21 protein-coding genes are annotated in these 23,532 nt (G+C 72.6%); 11 read left to right on the top strand and 10 right to left on the bottom strand.

Features of this window, described 5'->3' with window-relative positions:
* Positions 1-16: 16 nt before the first annotated feature.
* The 7 genes from ACFQZY_RS09895 to ACFQZY_RS09865 are packed head-to-tail and all read right to left on the bottom strand — an operon-like array spanning position 17 to position 7,785.
* Positions 17-1,054, bottom strand: coding sequence for a LysR family transcriptional regulator (locus tag ACFQZY_RS09895; protein WP_377415461.1), 1,038 nt, complete (start codon positions 1,052-1,054; stop codon positions 17-19).
* 27 nt (positions 1,055-1,081) lie between these two features.
* Positions 1,082-2,557 (bottom strand): aldehyde dehydrogenase family protein, encoded by a 1,476-nt coding sequence (locus ACFQZY_RS09890; RefSeq protein WP_377415460.1) that lies wholly within the window; start codon positions 2,555-2,557, stop codon positions 1,082-1,084.
* A gap of 13 nt (positions 2,558-2,570) precedes the next feature.
* Entirely contained in the window at positions 2,571-3,041 is a 471-nt protein-coding gene (locus ACFQZY_RS09885; protein WP_377415459.1) for a type II 3-dehydroquinate dehydratase, read from the bottom strand.
* Between the two features lie 5 nt (positions 3,042-3,046).
* Positions 3,047-3,880, bottom strand: a complete 834-nt coding sequence (locus ACFQZY_RS09880; protein WP_377415458.1) for a sugar phosphate isomerase/epimerase family protein — start codon at positions 3,878-3,880, stop codon at positions 3,047-3,049.
* On the bottom strand, positions 3,880-4,878 hold the full coding sequence (locus ACFQZY_RS09875) for a Bug family tripartite tricarboxylate transporter substrate binding protein (RefSeq protein WP_377415457.1): 999 nt from the start codon (positions 4,876-4,878) through the stop codon (positions 3,880-3,882). The genes ACFQZY_RS09880 and ACFQZY_RS09875 overlap by 1 nt, the downstream gene beginning before the upstream one ends.
* 34 nt (positions 4,879-4,912) lie before the next feature.
* A complete protein-coding gene (locus tag ACFQZY_RS09870; RefSeq protein WP_377415456.1) occupies positions 4,913-5,971 on the bottom strand; it encodes a Gfo/Idh/MocA family protein in 1,059 nt (352 codons plus the stop codon).
* Complete coding sequence (locus ACFQZY_RS09865; RefSeq protein ID WP_377415455.1) at positions 5,968-7,785, bottom strand: thiamine pyrophosphate-binding protein; 1,818 nt, start codon at positions 7,783-7,785, stop codon at positions 5,968-5,970. Before ACFQZY_RS09865 ends, ACFQZY_RS09870 begins: the two co-directional genes overlap by 4 nt.
* 114 nt (positions 7,786-7,899) lie before the next feature.
* Here ACFQZY_RS09865 and uvrA point away from each other — a divergent pair, with 114 nt between their 5' ends.
* The 3 genes from uvrA to ACFQZY_RS09850 all read left to right on the top strand — a co-directional run bounded on the left by uvrA (position 7,900) and on the right by ACFQZY_RS09850 (position 14,462).
* Complete coding sequence (gene uvrA, locus ACFQZY_RS09860; protein ID WP_377415454.1) at positions 7,900-10,908, top strand: excinuclease ABC subunit UvrA; 3,009 nt, start codon at positions 7,900-7,902, stop codon at positions 10,906-10,908.
* 113 nt (positions 10,909-11,021) lie between these two features.
* Positions 11,022-14,006, top strand: coding sequence for an L-glutamate gamma-semialdehyde dehydrogenase (locus ACFQZY_RS09855; protein WP_377415453.1), 2,985 nt, complete (start codon positions 11,022-11,024; stop codon positions 14,004-14,006).
* Positions 14,007-14,126: 120 nt separating this feature from the next.
* On the top strand, positions 14,127-14,462 hold the full coding sequence (locus tag ACFQZY_RS09850; protein WP_377415452.1) for a hypothetical protein: 336 nt from the start codon (positions 14,127-14,129) through the stop codon (positions 14,460-14,462).
* 9 nt (positions 14,463-14,471) lie between these two features.
* On the opposite strand, the gene rocF is transcribed toward ACFQZY_RS09850, so the two are convergent.
* The gene (rocF, locus tag ACFQZY_RS09845; RefSeq protein ID WP_377415451.1) at positions 14,472-15,389 is read right to left on the bottom strand and encodes an arginase; all 918 of its coding nucleotides are present in this window, start codon (positions 15,387-15,389) and stop codon (positions 14,472-14,474) included.
* Between the two features lie 100 nt (positions 15,390-15,489).
* Here rocF and ACFQZY_RS09840 point away from each other — a divergent pair, with 100 nt between their 5' ends.
* The 3 genes from ACFQZY_RS09840 (at position 15,490) to ACFQZY_RS09830 (ending at position 17,430) form a co-directional block, all read left to right on the top strand.
* The gene (locus tag ACFQZY_RS09840; protein WP_377415450.1) at positions 15,490-16,647 is read left to right on the top strand and encodes a zinc-dependent alcohol dehydrogenase; all 1,158 of its coding nucleotides are present in this window, start codon (positions 15,490-15,492) and stop codon (positions 16,645-16,647) included.
* Between the two features lie 66 nt (positions 16,648-16,713).
* Positions 16,714-17,070 (top strand): hypothetical protein, encoded by a 357-nt coding sequence (locus tag ACFQZY_RS09835; RefSeq protein WP_377415449.1) that lies wholly within the window; start codon positions 16,714-16,716, stop codon positions 17,068-17,070.
* Positions 17,071-17,079: 9 nt separating this feature from the next.
* Entirely contained in the window at positions 17,080-17,430 is a 351-nt protein-coding gene (locus ACFQZY_RS09830) for a DMT family protein (protein WP_377415448.1), read from the top strand.
* Between the two features lie 48 nt (positions 17,431-17,478).
* Here the strand turns inward: ACFQZY_RS09830 and infA are convergent, their stop codons facing one another.
* A complete protein-coding gene (gene infA, locus ACFQZY_RS09825; RefSeq protein WP_377415447.1) occupies positions 17,479-17,742 on the bottom strand; it encodes a translation initiation factor IF-1 in 264 nt (87 codons plus the stop codon).
* A gap of 148 nt (positions 17,743-17,890) precedes the next feature.
* Entirely contained in the window at positions 17,891-18,856 is a 966-nt protein-coding gene (locus tag ACFQZY_RS09820) for an AEC family transporter (RefSeq protein WP_377415446.1), read from the bottom strand.
* A gap of 99 nt (positions 18,857-18,955) precedes the next feature.
* Between ACFQZY_RS09820 and ACFQZY_RS09815 the strand changes: the two genes are divergently transcribed.
* The 5 genes from ACFQZY_RS09815 (at position 18,956) to ACFQZY_RS09795 (ending at position 23,471) form a co-directional block, all read left to right on the top strand.
* The gene (locus tag ACFQZY_RS09815; protein WP_377415445.1) at positions 18,956-21,025 is read left to right on the top strand and encodes an ATP-dependent helicase; all 2,070 of its coding nucleotides are present in this window, start codon (positions 18,956-18,958) and stop codon (positions 21,023-21,025) included.
* Entirely contained in the window at positions 21,022-21,432 is a 411-nt protein-coding gene (locus ACFQZY_RS09810; RefSeq protein WP_377415444.1) for a hypothetical protein, read from the top strand. The genes ACFQZY_RS09815 and ACFQZY_RS09810 overlap by 4 nt, the downstream gene beginning before the upstream one ends.
* A gap of 125 nt (positions 21,433-21,557) precedes the next feature.
* On the top strand, positions 21,558-22,115 hold the full coding sequence (locus ACFQZY_RS09805; RefSeq protein WP_377415443.1) for a DUF3455 domain-containing protein: 558 nt from the start codon (positions 21,558-21,560) through the stop codon (positions 22,113-22,115).
* Between the two features lie 79 nt (positions 22,116-22,194).
* The gene (locus ACFQZY_RS09800; RefSeq protein WP_377415442.1) at positions 22,195-22,761 is read left to right on the top strand and encodes a sigma-70 family RNA polymerase sigma factor; all 567 of its coding nucleotides are present in this window, start codon (positions 22,195-22,197) and stop codon (positions 22,759-22,761) included.
* A complete protein-coding gene (locus ACFQZY_RS09795; RefSeq protein ID WP_377415441.1) occupies positions 22,758-23,471 on the top strand; it encodes an anti-sigma factor domain-containing protein in 714 nt (237 codons plus the stop codon). Before ACFQZY_RS09800 ends, ACFQZY_RS09795 begins: the two co-directional genes overlap by 4 nt.
* Positions 23,472-23,532: the final 61 nt, after the last annotated feature.

Here is a 23,532-nt window from a genome sequence, read left to right as displayed (position 1 = left end):
GACCGCAGCCGCCGCCTCAAGGGCGGGCCGGGGCCGGCGCGGGGTGGGCCGCCGCGAGCAGGTCCTCGGGCGTGGCCAGGGCCTCCAGCGGCGCGGCCAGCGGGCCCAGGCGCTCGGCATAGAGGCGGCACACCTGGGACATGAGCCGCAGCACGCCGGCCTCGGCCTGGAACGGCGCGCGCTTGTGGGGCCGCACCAGGTACAGGGTGCGGCGCAGGGGCGGGTTGACGATGCGCCGGCCGCGGATGCGGCCCGAGGCGATGTCCTCGGCCACGTTGCCATAGGGCATGACGGCGCAGGCGTCGCCCATGGCCACCATGTTCTTCATCATCGAGATCGAGGAGACGTCCAGCGTGACGTTGAGGTCCACCGCCAGCCGCCGGGCGGTGGCCAGCACCTGCTGGCGCACGCCGTCACGCGGCCCGGGCATGACCAGGGCATGGCGCGCGATCTCGCTGAACTCGATGGAGGGGACGGACTGCAAGGGCTGCACGTCGCCGCCCTCGCCCCGCGAGACGAACAGCGTCTCCTCCTCAAGCAGCGGCACCCGCAGCAGGCCGGGGCGCTCGTGCACCTCGTAGGCCAGGGCGATGTCGATCTCGTGGCGCTCCAGCGCGTCGACCAGGACCACGCTGCGCTCCTCGACCAGGCTGAGGGAGACATCGGGGATGTCCTGGCGGGCCTGCTGCACGAGGTCGCGGCCGACCACGTTGGCGAACCCGTTGGTCAGGCCCAGGAGGATGCCCTCGCGCTCCTGGCGGCCGGCGGCGATCACCTGGCGCTCGGCCTCGTCGACCAGGCGCAGGATCTCGCAGGCCCGCTCGTACAGCAGCCGCCCGGCGCGGGTGGGCTCGACCCCGCGCGAGTGCCGGTGCAGCAGGCTCACCCCCAGCGCCTCCTCCATCTGCTTGATCTGCAGGCCGAGGGCCGGCTGCGCCACGTACAGCTGCTCGGCGGCGCGTGTCATGTTGCCCGTCTCGACGATGCGGGCGAAGTACTGGAGCTGGCGGAAGTTGATGGGAGCCTCGATGCGGTTCGCGGTACCTGTGACCATTATCCGGGCCCGGTCGCGCCCCCGCTGTCACCCCTGCGCGAACTTGACGTGGATGTTCTTCTGCTGCGTGAAGGCCAGGAGTTCCTCCAGGCACTCCTCGCGCCCGATGCCCGATTGCTTGATGCCGCCGAAGGGCGCGCCCAGGAAATGCTTGCTGACCTCATTGATCCAGACGTAGCCGGCCTGCACGGCATGGGCCGTGCGCAGCGCCGCATGGAGGTCGTTGGTCCAGATCGAGCAGGTCAGGCCGACGTCGACCGCGTTGACATCGCGCAGGAGGGCCGCCTCGTCCTCCCAGCGCAGGACGGACAGCACGGGTCCGAAGATCTCCTCACGCGCGATGCGCATCTGCGGCGACACCTGCGCGAAGACCGTGGGCTCGATGAAGAAGCCCCCCGGCAGGCCGGCCGGCGCGCCGCCGCCGCACACCAGGGACGCGCCTTCGGCCCGGCCCGACTCGATGTACGACAGCACGCGGTCGTACTGCGCCTGGCTGATGATCGCGCCCATGGTCGTGTTCCAGTCGTGCGGGCGGCCGGGCCGGAAGGCGCGGATGCGGACCTTCAGGGCCTCGAGCACCCGGTCGTGGAGGGACGCATGCAGGAAGGCCCGGCTGCAGGAGCCGCAGGACTGTCCGCACCAGGCGAAGTTCATGCCCGCGACCATCGCATCGGCGACCGCCTCCGGGTCGGCATCGGGGAACGCGATCAGCGCGTTCTTGCCGCCCAGCTCCAGCATCACCGGCTTGACGGTGTCGGCCGCACTCTTCATCACGGCCCGCCCGGCGCCGACGCTGCCGATCAGGGCCACCATGTCGACGCCGGGATGGGCCACCAGCGCGGCGCCCGTGTCCCGGCCCGCGCCGGTGACGACGTTGAAGACGCCAGGCGGGAACAGCCCCTCGACCAGCTCCGCGAGCCGCAGCGCGGACAGCGGCGCCTGCTCCGGCGGCTTGATGACGATGGTGTTGCCCGCCGCCAGGGGCGCGGCCGCCTTGCCCGCCGCGAACATGAAGGGGTGGTTGAAGGGGATGACGCGGGCCACCACGCCCAGGGGCTCGCGCACCGAGACGTTCATGCGCCCGGGGCCCATCGGGATCGAGTCGCCCTTCATCTCGGTGACCAGGCCGGCGAAGAAGTCGATCTGCGAGGCGGCGATCTCGGCGTCGCCCACCATGGCGCGCACCGGGTTGCCGCAGTCGATCGCGTCGAGCATCGCCAGCTCCTTCGCGTGCTCGCGGACGATGGCGGCGAAGCGGCGCAGGAGGGCCGCGCGCTCCAGGGGCGGCAGGTCGCGCCAGGCCGGGAAGGCGGCGCGCGCGCTGGCGACGGCTGCATCGACATCGCGCGCGTCGCCGTCGGCCGCCCGGCCCAGGGACTCGCCGGTGCCGGGGCTCGACAGGTCGAAATGGCGGCCCGCATGGGGCGGATGCCAGGCGCCGCCGTAGTAGTGCGCGCGGTGGGTCGGCAGCACGGCGGCCGCGTCGAAGAGGGTGTCGCTCATGGTCGCTGCGGGCTCAGGCGCGGGGCGCATCGAACGGGGGATCGAGCAGCAGCTTCATGGCATCGATCGCGGCCAGCCAGCCGGCGGCGCCAAAGCCGAAGATGACGCCGGTGGCCACCGGCCGCACATGCGACAGCTGCCGGAACTTGCGGTCGGCGTAGCGGTAGGAGTTGTTGAAGTGCAGTTCGATGATGGGGCACTTCAGGATCCGCAAGGCGTCGGGGATGGCGATCGAGGTGTGGGTGTAGGCGCCCGGGTTGATGATCACCCCGTCGATGGCGGGATAGGCCTGCTGGATCCAGGTCACCAGCTCCCCCTCGTGGTTGGACTGGCGGAAGTCGATGGCCAGGCCCAGGCCCGCCGCGCGCTCGCGCACGGCGGCTTCGATCTGGGCCAGCGTGGTGCGCCCATAGAGCTCGGGCTCGCGCACGCCCAGCATGTTGAGGTTGGGCCCGTTGAGGCACAGGAGGGTGCGTTGGGACATGGTGCTCAATGACTCTGGGAAAGGTGGGGGGAAACGGGGGCCGCGCGCCGCGCGCGCGCCTCGGTGAGGAAGCGCCGCGTCGCCTCGCCCGCCCGGCGCAGGCGCTCGGCCACCGGCAGGTGGGCCTGGTGGGCATGGGGCGCTTCCAGGCTGACGGGGATGCCGGCCGGCAGGGCGTCCATCAGCGCCTGGATCGGCAGGCCGCCCTCGCCGGGATAGAGGCGGCCCTGCCGGCTCTCCTCGGTCAGCGCCTGCAGCGGCGGGTCCGGCGCATCGCACAGCTGCACGTAGGCGATGCGCGCGGGATCGACCGCCGCCACCTGGGCGGGCGTGCCGCCCGAGCGCGTGAGGTGCAGGGCGTCGACCAGGATCCGCGCGTTCGGGTGGCCGACCTGGCCGATCACGCGCAAGGCATCGGCCAGCGACTTCATCGGCCGGATCGGCATGAACTCGATGGCCATGCCCAGGCCGAAGCCCTGGGCGGCCTCTGCGAGTTCGGCATAGCGAGCGGCGAGGCGGCCCTCGTCGGGGTCGATGCCGCCCGAGACGATGAAGGCCGCGCCGAGCGCGGCGGCGGCCTCCAGCGCCGGCAGGTAGTCGGCGACACGGGTGTCGGCGTCGATGCCGAAGGACTCGGCCTCGAAGATGCGGATGCCCTGGTCGTCGGCGCGCCGGCGCAGGGCGGCGATGCGGGGCCGGTCGCCGGCGATCACCGCAGTCGGCGCATGCCGGGGCGGGATCACGCGCAGGCCCACGCCGTCGAAGCCGGCCGCCGCCGCGGCGTCGATGAAGGCCTCGGCAGGGGCGTCGATCGCGGTCAGGTGGGAGACGCAGAGCATCAGGTGTCGATCTTGATGTTCGCGCCCTTGAAGATCTCGCCGTAGAGCGCGAGGTCGGACTCGATGCGCTCGGCGAAGGCCTGCGGCGAGCTGGCGATCGGCCGCTGGCCGCTGGCGATGACCTTGTCCCGGAAGGCGTCGACCTTGTAGGCGGCGACCAGGGCCTCGTGCACCTTCTGGATGATGGGCCGGGGCGTGTTCTTCGGCGCATGCAGGCTCAGCCAGAAGGTGATCTGGTCGAGGTCCTTGACCCCCAGTTCAAACGAGGTCGGCACGTTGGGCAGTGGCGCCACGCGCTGCTTGCCCAGGACCATGAGGGCCCCCACCCGCCCCGACTTGATGTAGGGCTCGGCCAGGCCCACCGAGGCGATGGTCAGGTGGACCTGGTTGGCGAGCAGGTCGGGCATGAGCTGCCCGGAGCCGCGATAGTGGGCCGTGATCATCTTGATGCCGGTTCGCAGCGACAGGAGCTCGCCGGCGATGTGGTTGGCCGAGCCGATGCCTGGCGTGGCGTGGATCAGGCTGCCCGGCGACTTCTTCGCCAGCGCGAGGAAGTCCTGGTAGTTCTTCGCCTCCAGCCCGGGGCTGGTGATCAGGACGAACTCGCTCTCGACCGCCATCGTGATGGGCGCGAGGTCCCGCACCGGGTGGGCCGGCATGCGAGGCGTGGCATGCGGCGCGGCGACCACCGCGGAACTCGTCGACAGCAGCAGGGTGTGGCCGTCGGGCCGGGCCTTCGAGACGAAGTCGGTCGCCAGGTTGCCGTTGGCGCCCGTCTTGTTCTCGATCACGATCGACTGCCCGAGCTTGTCCGACAGGTAGGGCGTGAGCAAGCGCGCATAGGCATCGGCGCCGCCGCCCGGGGGAAAGCCCACGATGATGCGGATCGGGCCCGTGGGGAACTCCTGCGCCCGGGCGCCCAGGGGCAGCGCCGTGGCGGCGGCCAGGCCGGCGGCCTGGCGAAGGACCTGTCTGCGGGACGGGCTGGATTTCATCATCGCGTGTCTCCTGGGGTTTCGGGTTCTGGGGGACTCACTCGCCGAGCAGGTCGGCGATGCGGATGGCGCAGCCCGTCGCGGCGGACTGCCGGATCGCCAGCGTCGCGGCGAGGGTGCGGGCGGCATCGGCCGCTGTCACCCGCGACGCGCACTCGCCGCGCAGGAGGGCGGCGAAGTGATCGAGCTGGCGCGTGAAGGCATCGGCGGGCACGTGGTAGAGGCGCCGGCGAATCAGCGGCGCGTCGCGCCCGCCATTGGGCTCGTTGGTCCAGGTCTCGAGCGTGGGCACGGTGATCGAGCCCTGCGTGCCGCAGACGAGGTAGCAGTCCTCGGGGATGGTCGCGAAGCGCGGATCCTCCTGCGAGGTCATCTCCCAGCACCAGGGCGCGGTGGTGGCGTCGGAGACGGTCAGCGTGCCCAGGGCGCCGCTGGCGAAGCGCAGGGTCACGGCCGCCGTGTCCTCCACGCCCAGGCCCCGCGTGGCGTTGGAGGTGACGGCCTGGACCGATTCGATCTCGCCGCACAGCATGCGCAGGCAGTCGATGTCGTGGATGGTGTTGATCAACAGCACGCCCCCGCCCCGGGCCGGGTCGAGCTTCCACAGGTCGCTGAAGTACTCGTCGGGCTTGCGCCGCAGCCACAGGCCGACGACGGCCACCACCCGGCCGATGCCGCCGGCGGCGATGTGCTGCGCCGCCTTCTGCAGCAGGGGGTTGTGGCGGCGGTGGTGGCCGACCAGCACCGGGACCTCGGTGGACTGCAGCACCCGGACCAGGTCGAGCGCGCGCTCCACCGAGTCGGCCACGGGCTTTTCGATCAGCACGCCGACGCCGCGCTCGATGCAGTCGATCGCCGCCGGCACGTGCAGCGAGTTGGGCGTGGCGATCACCACCGCGTCGGGCCATGCGGTGTCCAGCAACTCGAGGTGGCTGGCGAAGGTGGCGATGCCCTGGGCGGCCAGCGGCGCCCGGGCCTTCTCGAAGGGGTCGGCCACGCCCACGACCTCGAAGGCCGGGTGGCGCGAGAGGATGTCGAGATGGGCGCGGCCCATCGCGCCGGCGCCGATGATGCCGATGCGGCAAGGTGAGGTCATGGCTTCTGTCCGCTGGAGTGATTCAGGGCCGTCACCATCGCGGGCGTGTAGCCCGGCTCGGTGATCACGTCGACCACGGCAATGCCGCCGGCGTCCACATGCGCGAGGGCCTGGCGGAAGGCGGCCACGAGCTGGTCCGCGCTCCTGACCGGGCCGATGCCCAGCGCGCCCTGCGACCGCGCCATGCCGGCGATGTCGACCGCCGGGTCGTCGATGCGCTGGCCGATCCACTTGTTCTCGACCGGCCGGCCCCGCAGGCGGGCGACGCGCTCCTGGTGCACCTCGTCGTTGAAGAACGACTGGTTGTTGGCGACGATGTACAGGAGCGGGATGCGGTAGTGGGCCGCCGTCCAGATCGCCGTCGCCCCCATGAGGAAGTCGCCGTCGCCGCCGATGCAGACCGGGATGCGCCCGCTGCCCTTGAGGGCCAGCGCCGCGCCCACCGAGATGCCCGGGCCGCCGCCCACGCCGCCCCCGCCGTCGGAGCCGAGGAAGTCCAGCGGGTGGGTGAAGTCCCAGAACTGGCCGTCCCAGCCCAGGGGCAGGTGGACCAGCGAGGTCTCGCGGGCGCCCACGGCCTCGCGCAGCCCGGTCGCCAGGTGGGCCATGGTGATGGGGCCGTGGCCGAGCGCCGGCCCCTGGAACGGGGGCCGCAGGGAGCCCGGGTCACGCGGGGCCCCGCCGACCGCGTCGGCCAGGGCGATCGCCACCTCGTCGGGGTCGGCCGCGAGCATCAGGTCCACCGGCGGCAGCCCCTGGTAATCCATGCTCCAGCCGTTGTGGAGCGTGTGGTCCTGCGACACCTGGATGATGGTGGCGCGGGGGTCGCCCGGGCCGAAGGCGGCGGCCAGGGTGCCGGCCAGGTCGACCCAGTCGAGCGACAGCACCACGTCGGCGGCGGCGATCGCCTCGCGCGCCTGCGGCGTCGCATAGATGCCCGGCGCGCCGGCGTGGAGCGGGTGGTTCGTCGGGAAGGCGGCGCCCACCTTCAGGTCGGTGACGACGCGGGCCCCCAGGGCCTGCGCCAGCCGCACCCGCGCCTGCCAGGCCGCCTCGCTGCGGGAGGCGCGGCCGGCCAGGATCACCGGCCGCTGCGCCGAGGACAGCAGGCGCGCGACCTCGGCGACCTGCCGGTCCGAGGCGGTGGCGGCCACCGGCGGCATGTAGCGGCGCGGGTCGATCGGCGCCAGCGGCTCGGCCAGGGGCGCCTCCTGGAGCTGGACGTCGAGGTTGACGTAGACCGGCCCCTTGGGCGCGGTCTGCGTGATCCAGCCGGCCCGCAGCAGGGACTCGCGCGCGGCGGCGGGCGAGGCGGGCTGGTCGTCCCATTTGGTGTAGTCCCGCAGCATCGCGCCCTGGTCCCGCGCGGTGTGGATCCACTCGATCCAGGGGCGTCGCTGGGCCGCGTCGAAGGGGCCGGTGGCCCCGATCAGCAGCAGGGGCATGCGGTCGCACCAGGCGTTGAACACCGCCATGGTGGCGTGCATCAGTCCGACATTTGAGTGCGCGGCGGCGGCCATCGGCCGGCCCGTGACCTTGGCGTAGCCATGGGCGATGGCCACCGCATGCTCCTCGTGCAGGCACAGCAGCATCTGGGGCTGCTCGTTGCCGAGGTAGTTGACCAGGCTGTCATGGAAGCCCCGGAAGCTGGCGCCGGGGTTGAGGGCGATGTAGGGAATATCCAGGGCGCGCAGCGCCTCGGCGATCGCATCGCTGCCGAACAGGGCGGTCGGCGGCGCGACGACAGGACGCTCGATCGGGGCAGCGCCCGTGGTGGCCGGGGACAGGTCAGGGAGATCGCGCGAGTCGTTCATGGAGCCGTCGGTGCATCAGGGGACGGCTGCCCACGCAGCCGGGGACCCGTATCTTGTTGATGCACGGCGGCGAAGGCCAACACCGTGTTCTTATGCCTGTCCAAAGAAGAATGTATGGCGGGCGGCCCGCGCCGCCGCCATCCGCCGCCAGGCCCGGGTTGCCAGCCCCCGGGTGCCACGACCTATGATGGCGGGTTGACTTCGACCGCCCCTGCCTTGAACACCGAGACCGCCGGCCAGTACCTGGGCGCCGCCCTGGCCGCGTCGCGCATCGCCATCCGCGGCGCGCGCACGCACAACCTCAAGAACATCGACCTGGACATCCCGCGCAACCAGCTGGTGGTGATCACCGGCCTGTCGGGATCGGGCAAGTCCTCGCTCGCCTTCGACACCCTGTACGCCGAGGGCCAGCGCCGCTACGTGGAAAGCCTGTCGGCCTATGCCCGCCAGTTCCTGCAGCTGATGGACAAGCCCGACGTGGACGTGATCGAGGGCCTGTCGCCCGCCATCTCCATCGAGCAGAAGGCCACCAGCCACAACCCGCGGTCGACGGTGGGCACGGTGACCGAGATCCACGACTACCTGCGCCTGCTGTTCGCCCGCGCCGGCACGCCCTACTGCCCCGACCACGGCCAGCCCCTGGCCGCCCAGACCGTCTCGCAGATGGTGGACGCGGTGCTGGCCCTGCCCGAGGAGACCAAGCTGATGGTGCTGGCGCCGGTGGCGCGCGAGCGCAAGGGCGAGTTCGAGGAGCTGTTCGCCGCCATGCAGGCCCAGGGCTACATCCGCTTCCGGGTCAACGGCCAGAGCTACGAATTCGACCAGCTGCCCAAGCTGAAGAAGAACGAGAAGCACGACATCGACGTGGTGATCGACCGCCTCAAGGTCCGTCCCGACGCGCAGCAGCGCCTGGCCGAGAGCTTCGAGGCCGCCCTGCGCCTGGCCGAGGGCCGCGCCATCGCGGTGGAGATGGACAGCGGCCGCGAGCACCTGTTCAACGCCAAGTTCGCCTGCCCGGTCTGCAGCTACTCCATCAGCGAGCTGGAGCCGCGCCTGTTCTCCTTCAACTCGCCTGTGGGCGCCTGCCCCGCCTGCGACGGCCTGGGCCAGGGCGAGGTGTTCGACCCGCAGCGCGTGGTGGCCTTCCCCTCGCTGTCGCTGGCCTCCGGGGCCATCAAGGGCTGGGACCGCCGCAACGCCTACTACTTCAGCCTGGTCGAAAGCCTGGGCAAGCACTACGGCTTCGACCCCGAGGCGCCCTTCGAGCAGCTGCCGCCCGCGGTGCAGCACGCCATCCTGCACGGCTCGGGCGAGGAGGAGATCCGGTTCTCCTACACGATGGAGTCCGGCCAGTCGTCCGGCCGCAAGGTGACGAAGAAGCACCCCTTCGAGGGCGTCATCCCCAACATGGCCCGCCGCTTCCGCGAGACCGAATCGGGCGCCGTGCGCGAGGAACTCGGCCGCCTGCGCAGCCTCCAGCCCTGCCCCGAGTGCGCGGGCTCGCGCCTGCGCCGCGAGGCGCGCCACGTGAAGGTGGGCCAGGGCGAGCAGGCCCGGGCCATCTACGAGATCAGCCGCGTCACGCTGCGCGAGTGCCTGGGGTATTTCCAGGGCCTGCGGTTGAAGGGCGCGAAGGCCGAGATCGCCGACAAGGTGGTGCGCGAGATCGGCAACCGCCTGAAATTCCTCAATGACGTGGGCCTGAACTACCTGAGCCTCGACCGCAGCGCCGAGACGCTGTCCGGTGGCGAGGCCCAGCGTATCCGCCTGGCCAGCCAGATCGGCTCCGGCCTGACCGGCGTGATGTACGTGCTGGACGAACCCAGCATCGGCCTGCACCAGCGTGACAACGACCGCCTGATCGACACCCTGCGCCACCTGCGCGACATCGGCAACAGCGTGCTGGTGGTGGAACACGACGAGGACATGATCCGCGCCGCCGACCACGTGATCGACATGGGCCCGGGCGCCGGCATCCACGGCGGGCGGGTGATCGCCCAGGGCACGCCAGCGCAGGTGCAGGCCAGCGCCAGCTCGCTCACCGGCCGCTACATGGCCGGCACGCTGAAGATCGAGGTGCCGAAGCGGCGCACCGCCTGGCTGCCGGTCGAGGGCGGCCGGCCCGGCGAAGTGCAGCGCCTGCGCATCACCAACGCGCGGGGCAACAACCTCAAGGGCGTCACCGTCGATATCCCGGTGGGCCTGCTCACCTGCGTGACCGGGGTCTCCGGCTCGGGCAAGTCCACCCTGGTGAACGACACGCTGCATGCCGCGGCGGCGCGCAGCCTGTACCGCGCCCATGAAGAGCCCGCGCCCTACGACGAGATCGAGGGCCTGGAGCACTTCGACAAGGTGATCGCCGTCGACCAGTCCCCCATCGGCCGCACGCCGCGCAGCAACCCTGCCACCTACACCGGCCTGTTCACACCGATCCGCGAGCTGATGGCGGACACCCACACCGCCAAGGAGCGCGGCTACGGCCCCGGGCGCTTCTCGTTCAACGTGCCCGGCGGGCGCTGCGAGGCCTGCGAGGGCGACGGCGTGGTGAAGGTGGAGATGCACTTCCTGCCCGATGTCTACGTGGCCTGCGACGTGTGCCGCGGCATGCGCTACAACCGCGAGACGCTCGAGGTCCAGTGGAAGGGGAAGAACATCGCCCAGATCCTGGACATGACGGTGGAGGCAGCGCACGAGTTCCTCAAGCCGGTGCCCGCCATCGCCCGCAAGCTGCAGACGCTGCTGGACGTGGGACTGTCGTACGTGAAGCTGGGGCAGGCCGCCACCACGCTCTCGGGCGGCGAGGCGCAGCGGGTGAAGCTGGCGCTGGAGCTGTCCAAGCGCGACACCGGCCGCACCCTCTACATCCTGGACGAGCCCACCACCGGCCTGCACTTCGCCGACATCGACCTGCTGCTCAAGGTGCTGCACCAGTTGCGCGACGCGGGCAACACCATCGTCGTTATCGAGCACAACCTGGACGTGATCAAGACGGCCGACTGGCTCGTCGACATGGGCCCCGAGGGCGGCGCCGGCGGCGGCACGGTGGTGGCCACCGGAACGCCCGAGGCGGTCGCCGCGAACCCGGCGAGCCACACCGGCCGCTACCTGGCGCGCCTGCTCTGAGCCGCTGAAGCCCCGCGGGCCGCCGCGGGGCGGGTCGGGCCGCTGTCCCCGGGGATGCATTCGCGCGCCAAAAGCGCGACGATGCGTGCGTGCGCAAGGACCGAGGAGCCCGCATGACCCCCGCCGCCACCGGCCCCACAGCCCGCCTGCCCGATCCCTACCGCCCCGAGGCCCAGGTCCTGGCCGACCGGCTCGCGCGCCTGGAGGGCGCGCTGGACTGGTCGGCCGTGATGCGCGAGGCCACGCCCTGGGTGCAGGCCGTGCGCAGCCACCCGCCGCCGTTCTGGGCGATGGAGAGCCTCCTGCGCGAGTACCCGATCTCCAGCGCCGAGGGCCTGGCCCTGATGCGCCTGGCCGAGGCCCTGCTGCGGGTGCCCGACATCGAGACCGCCATCGCCCTGGCCGCCGACCAGCTCGGGCAGGCCGACTTCGCCGCCGCCGGCGACAGCACGCTGGCGCGCCTGTCCGGCGCCGTCATCGCCCTCTCCCGCCGGCTGCTGCCGGCCGATGGCGAACCGGACGGCCTGTGGGAGCGCCTGGGCGCGCGCACCCTGGTGGCGGCCGCCCTGCGCGCGGTGCAGCTGCTCGGGCACCAGTTCGTGATGGCGCAGGACATCCACCAGGCGCTGGCGTCGGCCTCGCGCCATGGCGGAGGCCTGCACTCGTTCGACATGCTCGGCGAGGGCGCGCGCACCGCGGCCGACGCGCGGCGCTATGCCGACGCCTATGCCCAGGCCCTGCAGGCCATCGCCGCCCGCGCCGAGCCGGCGCGCGGCCCCGGCGGCAACGACGGCCTGTCGATCAAGCTCAGCGCCCTGCACCCGCGCTACGAGGACGCGCAGCGTGACCGGGTGCTCGCCGAGCTGGTGCCGCGCGCCTGGGCGCTGTGCGAGCGCGCCGCCGCCGCCAACCTGAACCTCACCCTCGACGCCGAGGAGGTGGACCGCCTCGAGCTTTCGCTGGACGTGTTCGAGGCGCTGGCGCTGCAGGTGCGCGCGCACTGCCCGCAGTGGTCCGGCCTGGGCCTGGCGCTGCAGGCCTACCAGACCCGCGCGCTCGACCTGGTGGAACAGGTCATCACGCTGGGCCGCCGCCTCGGCCTGCGCTTCACCTGCCGCCTGGTCAAGGGCGCCTACTGGGATGCCGAGGTCAAGCGCGCCCAGGAGCTGGGCCTGCCGCACTACCCGGTGTTCACGCACCGCGCGCACACCGACGTCTCCTACCTCGCCTGCGCCCGGGCCCTGCTCGACGCGGGCGACGTGGTGTTCCCCCAGTTCGCCACGCACAACGCCGCCACGCTCGCGGCGGTGGCGCGCCTGGCCGCGGGCCGGCCGTTCGAGCTGCAGCGGCTGCACGGCATGGGCGAGGGCGTCTACCGTGAGGCGCTCAAGGACGGCGCGCTGCGTTGCCGGGTGTACGCGCCGGTGGGCCGGCACCGCGACCTGCTCGCCTACCTGGTGCGGCGGCTGCTGGAAAACGGCGCCAATTCCTCCTTCGTGCACCAGCTCGCCGACCCGGCGGTGGACCTGCCCGCACTGCTCGCCTCGCCCATGGCGCGCGCCCGCGCCTTCCTCGCCGCGCCGGCGTCGCTGCCGGGCCTGCCGCTGCCGCGTGACCTGCTCGGCGAGCGCCGCAACAGCGAGGGCGTGGACCTGGCCGTGCCCGCGATGCGCGAGCCGCTGCTGGCGGCGCACGCGCGCCTGCAGGTCCCCTTGGTGGCGCCCGCCGACCCGGGACAGGTGGCGGAGGCCGTCGAGCGCGCGCGCGCCGCGTTTCCCGCCTGGGAGGCGATGCCGGTGGCCGAGCGCGCCGCCATCCTCCTGCGCGCCGCCGACACCCTGCAGCAGCGACTGCCCCCGCTGGCCGCGCTGCTGGTGAAGGAAGCGCGCAAGACCTGGGGCGACGCGGTCGCCGAGGTGCGCGAGGCCGTCGACTTCCTGCGCTATTACGCGCTCGAGGCCGGGCGCGTGATGGCGCCCGTTGCCCTGCCGGGCCCCACCGGCGAGTCGAACGCGCTGCGCCTGTGCGGGCGCGGCGCCTGGGTCTGCATCAGCCCCTGGAATTTCCCGCTCGCCATCTTCACCGGCCAGGTGGCCGCGGCCCTGGCCACCGGCAACACCGTGCTGGCCAAGCCCGCCGAGCAGACGCCCGCCATCGCACAGGAAGCGGTGCGGGTGCTGCACGAGGCCGGCGTGCCGGCCGGGGCCCTGCAACTGCTGCATGGCCCGGGCGAGACGGTGGGCGCGGCGCTGGTGGCCCGTGCCGGCATCGCCGGCGTGGCCTTCACCGGCTCCACCGCGGTGGCCCGCGCCATCCAGCGCGCGCTGGCGGCGCAGGACGGGCCCATCCTGCCCCTGGTCGCCGAGACCGGGGGCGTCAACGCCATGCTGGTGGACTCCACCGCGCTGCCCGAGCAGGTGGCCGACGCGGTGGTGCACAGCGCCTTCCGCTCGGCCGGCCAGCGCTGCTCCGCGCTGCGCCTGCTGCTGCTGCACGAGGCCATCGCCGACGAGGTCGTCGCGATGGTGGCGGGCGCCGCGGCCGAACTGCGCACGGGCGAGCCCTCGCAGGTCGCCACCGACATCGGACCGGTGATCGACGACGCCGCCTTCGCCGGCCTGCAGGCGCACATCGCGCGCCTGCGCGCCACCGGGCGCCTGCTCTACGCGCCGCCACCGCTGCCGGGCCAGCCCCCCGGCCTGGTCGGCCCGCACCTGTTCGAGGTGGACGACATCGGCCAGGTGACCGAGGAGGTCTTCGGCCCGGTGCTCCAGGTGGCGCGCTGGCGCGGGGATCCGCTGGCCGTGGTCGACCGGGTCAACGCGCTCGGCTGGGGCCTGACCCTGGGGATCCAGACCCGCATCGAGGGCCGCGCCCGCGCCCTGGCGGCGCGCGCGCGCATCGGCAATGTCTACGTGAACCGCGCCATGACCGGCGCGGTGGTGGGGGTGCAGCCCTTCGGCGGGGAGGGCCTGTCCGGCACCGGGCCCAAGGCGGGCGGGCCGCACTACCTGCCGCGGTTCTGCGTGGAGCGCACGGTGAGCATCAACACCGCCGCCGCCGGCGGCAACGCGGCGCTCATGGCGCGGGTCGACTGAGGGCGGCATTGCGGCCAGCGCGGCGCCGGACACGGGGCCGCGCCGCTGTCCGACTTGACGCCGCGCACTTCATCGCCACACTGAGTCGGCACGCCATCGTGCAGGGCACAGGAGGGCCTCATGGCCTACAGCAGCATCATGGGCGCGGACAAGGCGCCCCTTCAGCCCCGTGGCCGCGGCAGTGACCTGCTCGGCCCGAGCGACAACTCCGACAGCGGCAGCGATGCGCTGGGCACCTCGGAAGTCCACGGCGACAGCGACGCCTACGGCACCGGCGAGCGCGGCGTCGTCTCCGGTACCGACGCCAAGGAGGGCGGCGACATCCTCCCGGACCGCATCGTGCGCCTGGGCGGCGGCGAGGGCGCCGGCGCCGAGGCCGGCGACGACGAGTTCATGGACCTCGACGAAGGCCTCGCCGGCTTCGGCGACGAGGACGAGGAGGAAGACGAGGCGTGAGGCCGGCCCTCAGCGCGCCAGCGTCGACGCGCCGAACAGACTCCGGATGAAATCGACCGCCAGTTCGGCGGTGCGGTTGCGGACATCGAGCGCGGGGTTGATCTCCACGACGTCGAGCGAGGCGAGGCGGCCGGTGTCCGCGATCATCTCCATGCACAGCTGCATCTCGCGGTAGGTCGGCCCGCCGCGCACTGCGGTGCCCACGCCGGGCGCATCCGCGGGGTCCAGGCAGTCGAGGTCGAAGCTCACGTGCAGGTGGGTGTCCTCGTCGATGTCGTGCAGCGCCTCGGCCATGGTGCGCAGCATGCCGTGCTCGTCGATGTGGCGCATGTCGAAGACCTGCAGCCCGAGCTGGCGGATCTCCTGCTTCTCCTGCGCGTCGACGCTGCGGATGCCGATGAAGTCCAGGTCACCGGCCGCCAGGGCCGCGACCTCCCCGCTCCAGCCCGTGAGCTGCGAGGGCCCGTGCCCCAGCAGGCAGGACACCGGCATGCCATGCAGGTTGCCGCTGGGGCTGATGGCCTCGGTGTTGACATCGGTGTGCGCGTCCAGCCACAGCACCCGCAGGCGGCGGCCCTGGCGACGGCAGTGGCGGGCGATGGCACTGATGGAGCCGATGGCCAGGCAGTGGTCGCCCCCCATGAGGAGCGGGAAATGCCCGCGGCCCAGCGCGGCGTCGACCGCCTCGAACACCGCGCGGTTCCAGGCCACCACCTCGGGCAGGTGGCGCACGCCCGCCTCGGGCGTCAGGCCGGGGTTGGGCGGTCCGGCGAGGTTGCCCAGGTCCGTCACCTGCAGGCCCTGGGCGCGCAGGGCCTCGGCCAGGCCGGCCACCCGCAGGGCGTCGGGCCCCATGCCGGCGCCGCGCACGCTGGCGCCCACGTCGGTGGGCGCGCCGATCAGGCTGACGGCGGGAAATGCGGCCATGCGCCCATTGTGCGGCGACGGCGGCGGCCCTGGGAAGCGTGCGGCGCGGCACGCGGCTTGCCCGCCACGCAGCCCGCCCCTTTTTCCAGGAGACCCGTCCATGCTGGCGATGAACTACCGCGGCCCCTACCGGGTGCGCGCCGACCAGAAGCCCGAGCCGCGCATCGAGCACCCCGGCGACGCCATCGTGCGCGTCACCCGCGCCTGCATCTGCGGCTCCGACCTGCACCTGTACCACGGCCTCGTGCCCGACACCCGCGTGGGCAGCACCTTCGGCCACGAGTTCACCGGCATCGTCGAGGCCGTCGGGCCCGAGGTGCGCAGCCTGCAGCCCGGCGATGCGGTGCTGGTGCCGTTCAACATCGCCTGCGGGCGCTGCTATTTCTGCCGCAAGCAGCTGTTCGGCAACTGCCATGACACCAACGCGGAGGCCACCGCGATCGGCGCCATCTACGGCTACTCGCACAGCGCCGGCGGCTACGACGGCGGGCAGGCCGAACTCGTGCGCGTGCCACTGGCCGATGTCGGCCCGATGAAGATCCCGCCCGACATGGACGTGGACGACGCGGTGCTCCTGACCGACGCCTTCCCCACCGGCTGGCAGGCCGCCGAGATGGGCGCCATCACGCAGGGCGATACGGTAGTGGTGTTCGGCGCCGGGCCGGTGGGCCTGTTCGCGGCGCGCTCGGCCTGGCTGTTCGGCGCGGGGCGGGTGATCGTGGTCGACCACCTGGCCTACCGGCTCGAATTCGCGCGCACCTTCGCCCCCTGCGAGGTGGTGAACTTCCGGGAGGTCCGCGACATGGCGGTGCACCTGAAGAAGCTCACCGACGGCCTGGGCCCGGACGTCGCCATCGACGCCGTGGGCGCCGAGGCCGCGGGCAGCGCGATGCAGCGACTGCTCGGCGTGCGCCTGAAGCTGCAGGCCGGCGCCGCCTCCGCGCTGCACTGGGCCATCGCCTCGGTGCGCAAGGGCGGGCATGTCTCGATCGTCGGCGTGTACGGCCCCACCTTCAACGCGGTGCCGATCGGCACCGCCCTGAACAAGGGCCTGACCCTGCGCATGAACCAGGCGAGCGTGAAGCGGCACCTGCCCCGGCTCGTCGAGCTGGTGCAGTCGGGGCAGGTGCGGCCGCGCGAGGTCATCACGCACCGGCTGCCGCTGGAGGACGTGGCCGACGCCTACCACCTGTTCTCCAGCAAGCTCGATGGCTGCATCAAGCCCGTGCTCGTGCCGCCCTCGGCGGCGATCCACTGATCCACTCCTGGAGCCCCGCCATGGACACGCACCCCCCCCCTCACCCGCCAGCCCGAAACGGTGCGGGTGCTGCATTCGAACGAGCGGCCCGGCCTGACGCCGGTTTTCGGCACCAGCGTCCCGCCTGCCGGCCTGAGCGGGCGCCTGCGCGAGTTCGCGTTCCGCTACGCCGAGGGCGACCTGCGCCACTGGATGCTGCTGCTCCTGGCGGACCGGGTGGGCGTGGGCGAAGGCGTGCTGTCCGACCTGGCCCGGGGCCGGGTGCCCAATGTCTTCGCCGAGATGGGCCTGGGAACGGAGTGGCGGCACAACCGCGCCGGCCTGGTGCGCAAGGTGGCGGTGGCCGCGGCGGTGACGGGCGTGGCGGTGTGGCTGCTGCGGCGCCCGCGGCGCCGGCGCCAGGCACCGGCGAATGCCCGCTAAGCTCGGCGGATGCCCGCCACGCTCCAGACCATCGCGCTCCTCATCGCCTCGAACGTCTTCATGACGCTGGCCTGGTACGGCCACCTGCGCAGCCTGGCGGCGGCGCCCTGGTACACGGCGGCCCTCGTGAGCTGGGGCATCGCGCTGGCGGAGTACCTGCTGCAGGTGCCCGCCAACCGCATCGGCTACCGCGACGCGGGCCTGTCGCTGGGGCAGCTGAAGATCATGCAGGAGGTGATCACGCTGGCGGTGTTCGTGCCGTTCGCGGTCCTGTACATGAAGGAACCGCTGAAGCTGGACTACCTGTGGGCCGCGCTGTGCCTGGTGGGCGCCGTGTACTTCATCTTCCGCAGCGCCTGAGGGCGGCAAGGGGGGCGGCCCGCGCCCCGGGGTCGGCTGACCGGGTGATCAGCGACGGTGGCCGCCGGGGGCGCCCGGGGGACGCGCGCGATCCGGCAGGTGGCGGAACATGATGCGGCCCTTGTTCAGGTCGTAGGGCGAGAGCTCCAGCGTCACGTCGTCACCCGCGATGATGCGGATGTGGTTCTTGCGCATCTTGCCGCCACTGTAGGCGATCAGCTCGTGGCCGTTCTCCAGCACCACGCGGTAACGGGAGTCGGGCAGGACTTCGGCCACGCGGCCGCGCATTTCAATGAGTTCTTCCTTGGCCATTGGAAACCTTAGGCAACCTACACAAGCGGCGCCGGGGTCCGGGCCGGCACCCTGCCAGCCGCGCCGCAGCGCCCATGCCGGCGCCACGCCGGCAACCCGCCATTGTAGGCCCATCGGGTGACGCCTGTCCGCAAGGCGCCGCCGCCGGTTATGTCACGAGGGCGACCGCCGCGGAGAAGCTGAGGAAGGCTGCCGCGGTGGTGAGCAGGATGATCCGGGCGATGCGCCCGGTGTCGGCGCCGAAGCGCTCGGCCAGCACCGAGACGTTGCTGGCGCTGGGCAGGGCCGCCACCAGCACCAGCACGGTGGCGGCGAACGGGTCCAGGGGCAGCCCCAGCGCCCGCGCGCCCCAGGCCGCGCCGGCCACCAGCAGCGGGTGCAGCACCAGCTTGGCCAGCGAGACCGGCACGAAGTCGCGCCAGGGCATGGCCGCATCGCCGCGGGCGGCGGCCACCATCTGCGAGCGCGCCAGCACCGCGCCAATGGTGAACAGGGCCACCGGCGAGGCCGCGTCGGCCAGCAGGCCGATGGTGGCGCCCAGCGGCTTGTACGGTTCCAGTCCGAGGGCCGAGGACAGCCCCCCGAGCAGGATGGCCCAGGGCAGGGGGTTGAGGAACACGCCGCGCAGGGCCTTGCGGGCGGCCGCCGCGGCGCCCCCCTGGCCGGCGCCATCGAGCCGCGAGAGCGCGATGCACAGCGAGGAGGTGATCACCATGTCGACCAGGAGGGCGGCGATCGTGGGGCCGGCCGCCCGGGGCCCGAGCAGGGCCACCAGCAGCGGCACGCCCATGAAGCCGGTGTTGGGGAAGGCCGCCACCAGCGCGCCGAAGGAGGCGTCGTTCCAGCGGATGCGGCCGTTCAGGCTGAAACGCACCGCGCCGGCCACCATCAGCAGCGCGCAGGGCAGCCACACCGCCACCACCGCGGGGTCGAACAGGCGGGCCACCGGCATGCTCGCGCCGAAGCGATACAGCATGCAGGGCAGCGAGAAGAACAGGACGAAGGTGTTGAGCCCGCCGATCGCCTCCAGCGGCAGCATGCGCCGGCGCGCGGCGAGGTAGCCGCACAGGACCAGGGCGAAGAAGGGGAAGGTGACCTTGAGGATGTCCAGCACGGCGCGTATTGTCCCTGCATCGCGGCGGCCAGCCCCGGGGGCGCGGCGGGTCGGCCGGTATCATCGGCCGCTTCGCTCCGCTACCCCGATTCCCCCCCGATGTCCGGCCTCAATTTCGCCCAACAGGAAGCCGTCAACTACCTGCATGGGCCCTGCCTGGTGCTGGCCGGCGCCGGCTCCGGCAAGACCCGGGTGATCACGCACAAGATCGCCCGCATGATCCAGACCGGCCTGGAGGCCAACCGGATCCTCGCCATCACCTTCACCAACAAGGCCGCCGCGGAAATGCGCGAGCGCGCCAAGGGCCTGATCGGCAAGCCGGCCAAGGAGGTGGTGATCTGCACCTTCCACGCGCTGGGCGTGCGCCTGCTGCGGCAGGACGGCACCGCGCTGGGCCTGAAGTCGCAGTTCTCCATCCTGGACTCGGACGACGTCACCTCCATCCTGAAGGACGCCGGCGGCACCACCGACGCGGCCACCGCCCGCCAGTGGCAGTGGACCATCAGCCTGTGGAAGAACATGGGCCTGAACGCGGCCCAGGCCGAGGCCCAGGCCAAGGACGACAACGAGCGCATCATCGCCCGCATCATGGCCCGCTACGAGGAGCGCCTGGCCGCCTTCCAGAGCGTGGACTTCGACGACCTGATCGGCCTGCCCCTGAAGCTGCTGCGCGAGCACGACGACGTGCGCACCAAGTGGCAGAAGAACCTGGGCCACGTGCTGGTGGACGAATACCAGGACACCAACGCCACCCAGTACGAGCTGCTCAAGCTGCTGGTGGGCGAACGCGGGCGTTTCACCGCGGTGGGCGACGACGACCAGTCCATCTACGGCTGGCGCGGCGCCACGCTGGACAACCTGCGCAAGCTGCCGGTCGACTTCCCGAGCCTGAAGGTCATCAAGCTGGAGCAGAACTACCGCTCCACCAGCGCCATCCTGCGCGCGGCGAACAACGTGATCCAGCCGAACCCGAAGCTGTTTCCCAAGACCCTGTTCTCCGAGCTGGGCGAGGGCGAGCCGGTGCGCGTGGTCGACTGCGACAACGAGGAGCACGAGGCCGAGCGCGCGGTGGCGCGCATCCAGTCGATCCGCGCCAGCGGCCAGCACAAGGAGTGGAAGGACTTCGCCCTCCTGTACCGCGCCAACCACCAGGCCCGCATCTTCGAGCAGGCCCTGCGCAAGGCGCAGATCCCCTACAAGGTCTCGGGCGGCCAGAGCTTCTTCGACCGCGCCGAGATCCGCGACCTGTGCGCCTGGCTGCGCCTGTGGGTGAACAACGACGACGACCCGGCCTTCCTGCGCTCGGTCACCACGCCCAAGCGCGGCATCGGCCACCAGACGCTGGCCAGCCTGGGCCAGTTCGCCAGCCAGTACAAGCTGAGCCTGTACGAGGCGCTGTTCTCCAGCTCGCTGGGCTCGGTGCTCAACGCCCGCGCGCTGGGCAGCCTGCACGAGTTCGGCCGCTACGTGAACGACCTCGAGTACCGCGCCCGCCACACGATGGGCGCCGAGGATGCCCGCGCCTTCCTGAACGACTGGCTCAAGGACATCGGCTACGAGAAGCACCTGTACGACAGCGAGGACAGCGAGAAGCTCGCCGCCTCGCGCTGGTCGAACGTGATGGAGTTCTGCGACTGGATGGCGCAGCGCTGCGGCGGCCAGATCGACGACGCCGCCGGCGTCACCACCGCCAGCGAGACCAAGAGCCTGCTCGAGGTGGCGCAGACCATCGCGCTGCTGTCCACCATCAGCGAGCGCGAGCAGGACCAGAACGTGGTCACGCTGTCCACGCTGCACGCCTCCAAGGGCCTGGAGTGGCCGCACGTGGTGCTGGTGGGCTGCAACGAGGGCCTGCTGCCGTTCAAGCTCGATGACGACGACGGCAAGGCCGGCGCCGCCAACGAGGGCATCCTGCAGCGCCTGCAGGAGGAGCGCCGCCTGATGTACGTGGGCATCACCCGCGCCCAGCGATCACTCGCGGTGAGCTGGGTCAAGCGCCGCAAGAAGGGGCGCGAGGTCGTCCCCGCGCTGCCGAGCCGCTTCATCGCCGAGATGGCGCTGGACCAGACCACGGTGAAGGAAGACCCGCGCGAGAAGCTCAAGGCGCTGCGCGCCGAGTTCGCCGCACGCAAGGCGCAGGCCGCGGCCGCCGCGTCGAACAACCCATGACGCGCCTGGCGACGCTGCTGGCCCCGGGCCTGCTGGCGCTGGCAGCCACCGGCGCGGCCGCCTGCCCCGCGGCGGCCGACCTGACGGCGGCCGACCTGTACGGGCTGTGGCGCGCCGAGGTCAGCGGCCGCCATGCGGGCACGCTGCTGCTGGAGCCCAACCCGCGCTGGCCGGGCAGCCTCGCGGGCACGATCAACCGTGATGGCGTGAAATCGCAGGTGGCCGGCGACCTGGACGACGGCGAGCTCACGCTGGAGGAATCGGCGGACGGCACGCGCATCAGCGCCACCTGGATTGGCGAGCCGGTGCTGGGCAGCTGCGGGCGCGAGTTCCGCGGCAGCTGGCAGGCCGGGGAGCCCGGCCGGCCGGCCGGGTTCGTCCTGCGGCGCGCCGACGGCGCCCGCTGAGCGCCACGGCATTTTTTTCGCGCCTCCTGCATCCACGGCGCGTGCTGGCGGGTAGAGGCTTGCGTCCCCGGGACATTGCCCCGGTGGGCACGAGCCCTTCCTCCAACCCTCGAAGAAAGCACGCCATGCACACCCCCCTGCGCTTCGCCGCCGTCGCCTCCTGCATCCCCGTCCTGGCCGCCTGCGGCTCGATGGCCACGATGTCCCCGCCCGCCCCGTTCTCGCAGGCCGGCCTGCCCGCCAGCATCCAGGTCCCCGCCGGCCACCGGGTGGCCTGGGAGACCGTGGGCGTCGGCGAGATCACCTACGAGTGCCGCGACAAGGCCAACGCCCCTGGCCAGACCGAGTGGGCCTTCGTCGGTCCCCGGGCCGTCCTGAACGACCGCGCGGGCAAGCAGGTCGGCACCTACTACGGCCCGCCCGCCACCTGGGAGGCCAGCGACGGCTCCCGGGTGACGGCCACCCAGCTGGCCGTGGCGCCGGCCGGCGAGGGCAACCTGCCCCTGCAGCTGGTCAAGGCCAATCCCGCGATGGGCACCGGCGCGATGACGGGCGTGGCCTACATCCAGCGCGTCGCCCTGCGCGGCGGCGTCGCGCCGGCCACGCCGTGCACCGCGGCCAGCAAGGGCGCGCGCGAGCAGGTCCGCTACCAGGCCGACTACATCTTCTGGAAGGCCGTCTGAGCGCCCCGCGGGCGGGCAGGGCGATGGCCGCGCCGCTACGATGCGGCGCATGCGCCCTGCCAGGCCACCCGCAACCCCCATGCCGCCGCCTGCGCCCGGCTTCGACCACGCCCAGGCCCTCGCCCGCTGCGCCCTGGGCGACGCGCGGGCGCTGCACGGCCTGTACCAGGCCGAGGGGCCGTGGCTGCTCGGGGTGGCCCAGCGCATCGTCGGCGACAGGGGCCGGGCGGAAGACATCGTGCACGACGCGTTCGTGAACATCTGGCAGCGGGCCGGCAGCTACGACGCGTCACGGGGCGATGCGCGGGGCTGGATCCTCAGCGTGGTGCGCCACCTCGCCCTCAACGCGGTGCGCGACTCGCAGCGTGACGTGGCGGTGGACGACGACACCGCCGCCATCCTGGACGAGCGCCGCGCGCTGGAGGCCTGGCGCGAACAGGCCGACGCCTTCGAGCTCCATGCCAGCCTGGGCCGCCTGCAGCACTGCCTGCAGGCCCTGGAGCCGGCCCGGCGGCTGTGCGTCCTGCACGCCTACGTGGACGGCCTGTCCCACGACCAGATCGCGCGGAAGCTGGGCGCGCCGCTGGGCACCGTCAAGGCCTGGGTGCGCCGCAGCCTGCTGGCACTGCGGGAGTGCATGACATGAACGCGGCGCCGGGGCCCGAGGATCCGCGGGACGACGACCTCCAGGCTCTGGCGGGCGAGTACGTCCTGGGCACGCTGCCCGCCGGCGAGCGGCGCGAGGTCGCCCGGCGCCTGCGCACCGAACGCGCCCTCCAGGAGGCCGTGGCGCAATGGGAGGCCCGGCTGGCGCCGCTCGCCGGCCTGGTCGACCCCGTCACCCCGTCGCCGGGCCTGTGGCCCCGGATCGTCCGCAGCCTGCCCGCGCCGCACGCCACGGCGCCGGGCTGGTGGCACAGCCTGCGCCTGTGGCGCGGCCTGGCCGGCGCGGGCCTGGCGGCGACGGCGATCCTGGCCAGCGTGCTCGCCACGCGCCTGCAGGCGCCCGCCCCCGCGCCGCAGTACGTGGTGGTGCTGGTGGCGCCGCAGGGCCAGGCGCCGGGGTGGGTGATCCAGGCCGACGCGCGCCGGACCCTGCGCCTGATCCCGCTGGGCGCCGTGGCCATCCCGCCGGACAAGGCGCTGCAGTTCTGGACCAAGGGCGAGGGCTGGAGCGCCCCCGTCTCGCTGGGCCTGGTGACGCCCGGCCAGCCGATGCAGGTCCCCCTCGACCGGTTGCCGCCGCTGCAGCCGGACCAGCTCTTCGAGCTGACCCTCGAACCGCCCACGGGCTCGCCCACCGGCCGGCCCACCGGCCCGATCCAGGCGATCGGCCGCGCGGTCAAGGTGCTGTAGGCGAAGCAATCCTCCCCGCCAGGGTCGGGATAGGCCGGCTGCCTATGATGGCCCCGCGTGA

Source organism: Ramlibacter sp. GCM10027632 (assembly GCF_042675325.1).
Taxonomy (GTDB): Bacteria; Pseudomonadota; Gammaproteobacteria; order Burkholderiales; family Burkholderiaceae_C; genus Ramlibacter.
The sequence above is the reverse complement of the archived record's forward strand: the minus strand, read 5'-3'. Positions and strand labels throughout refer to the sequence as shown.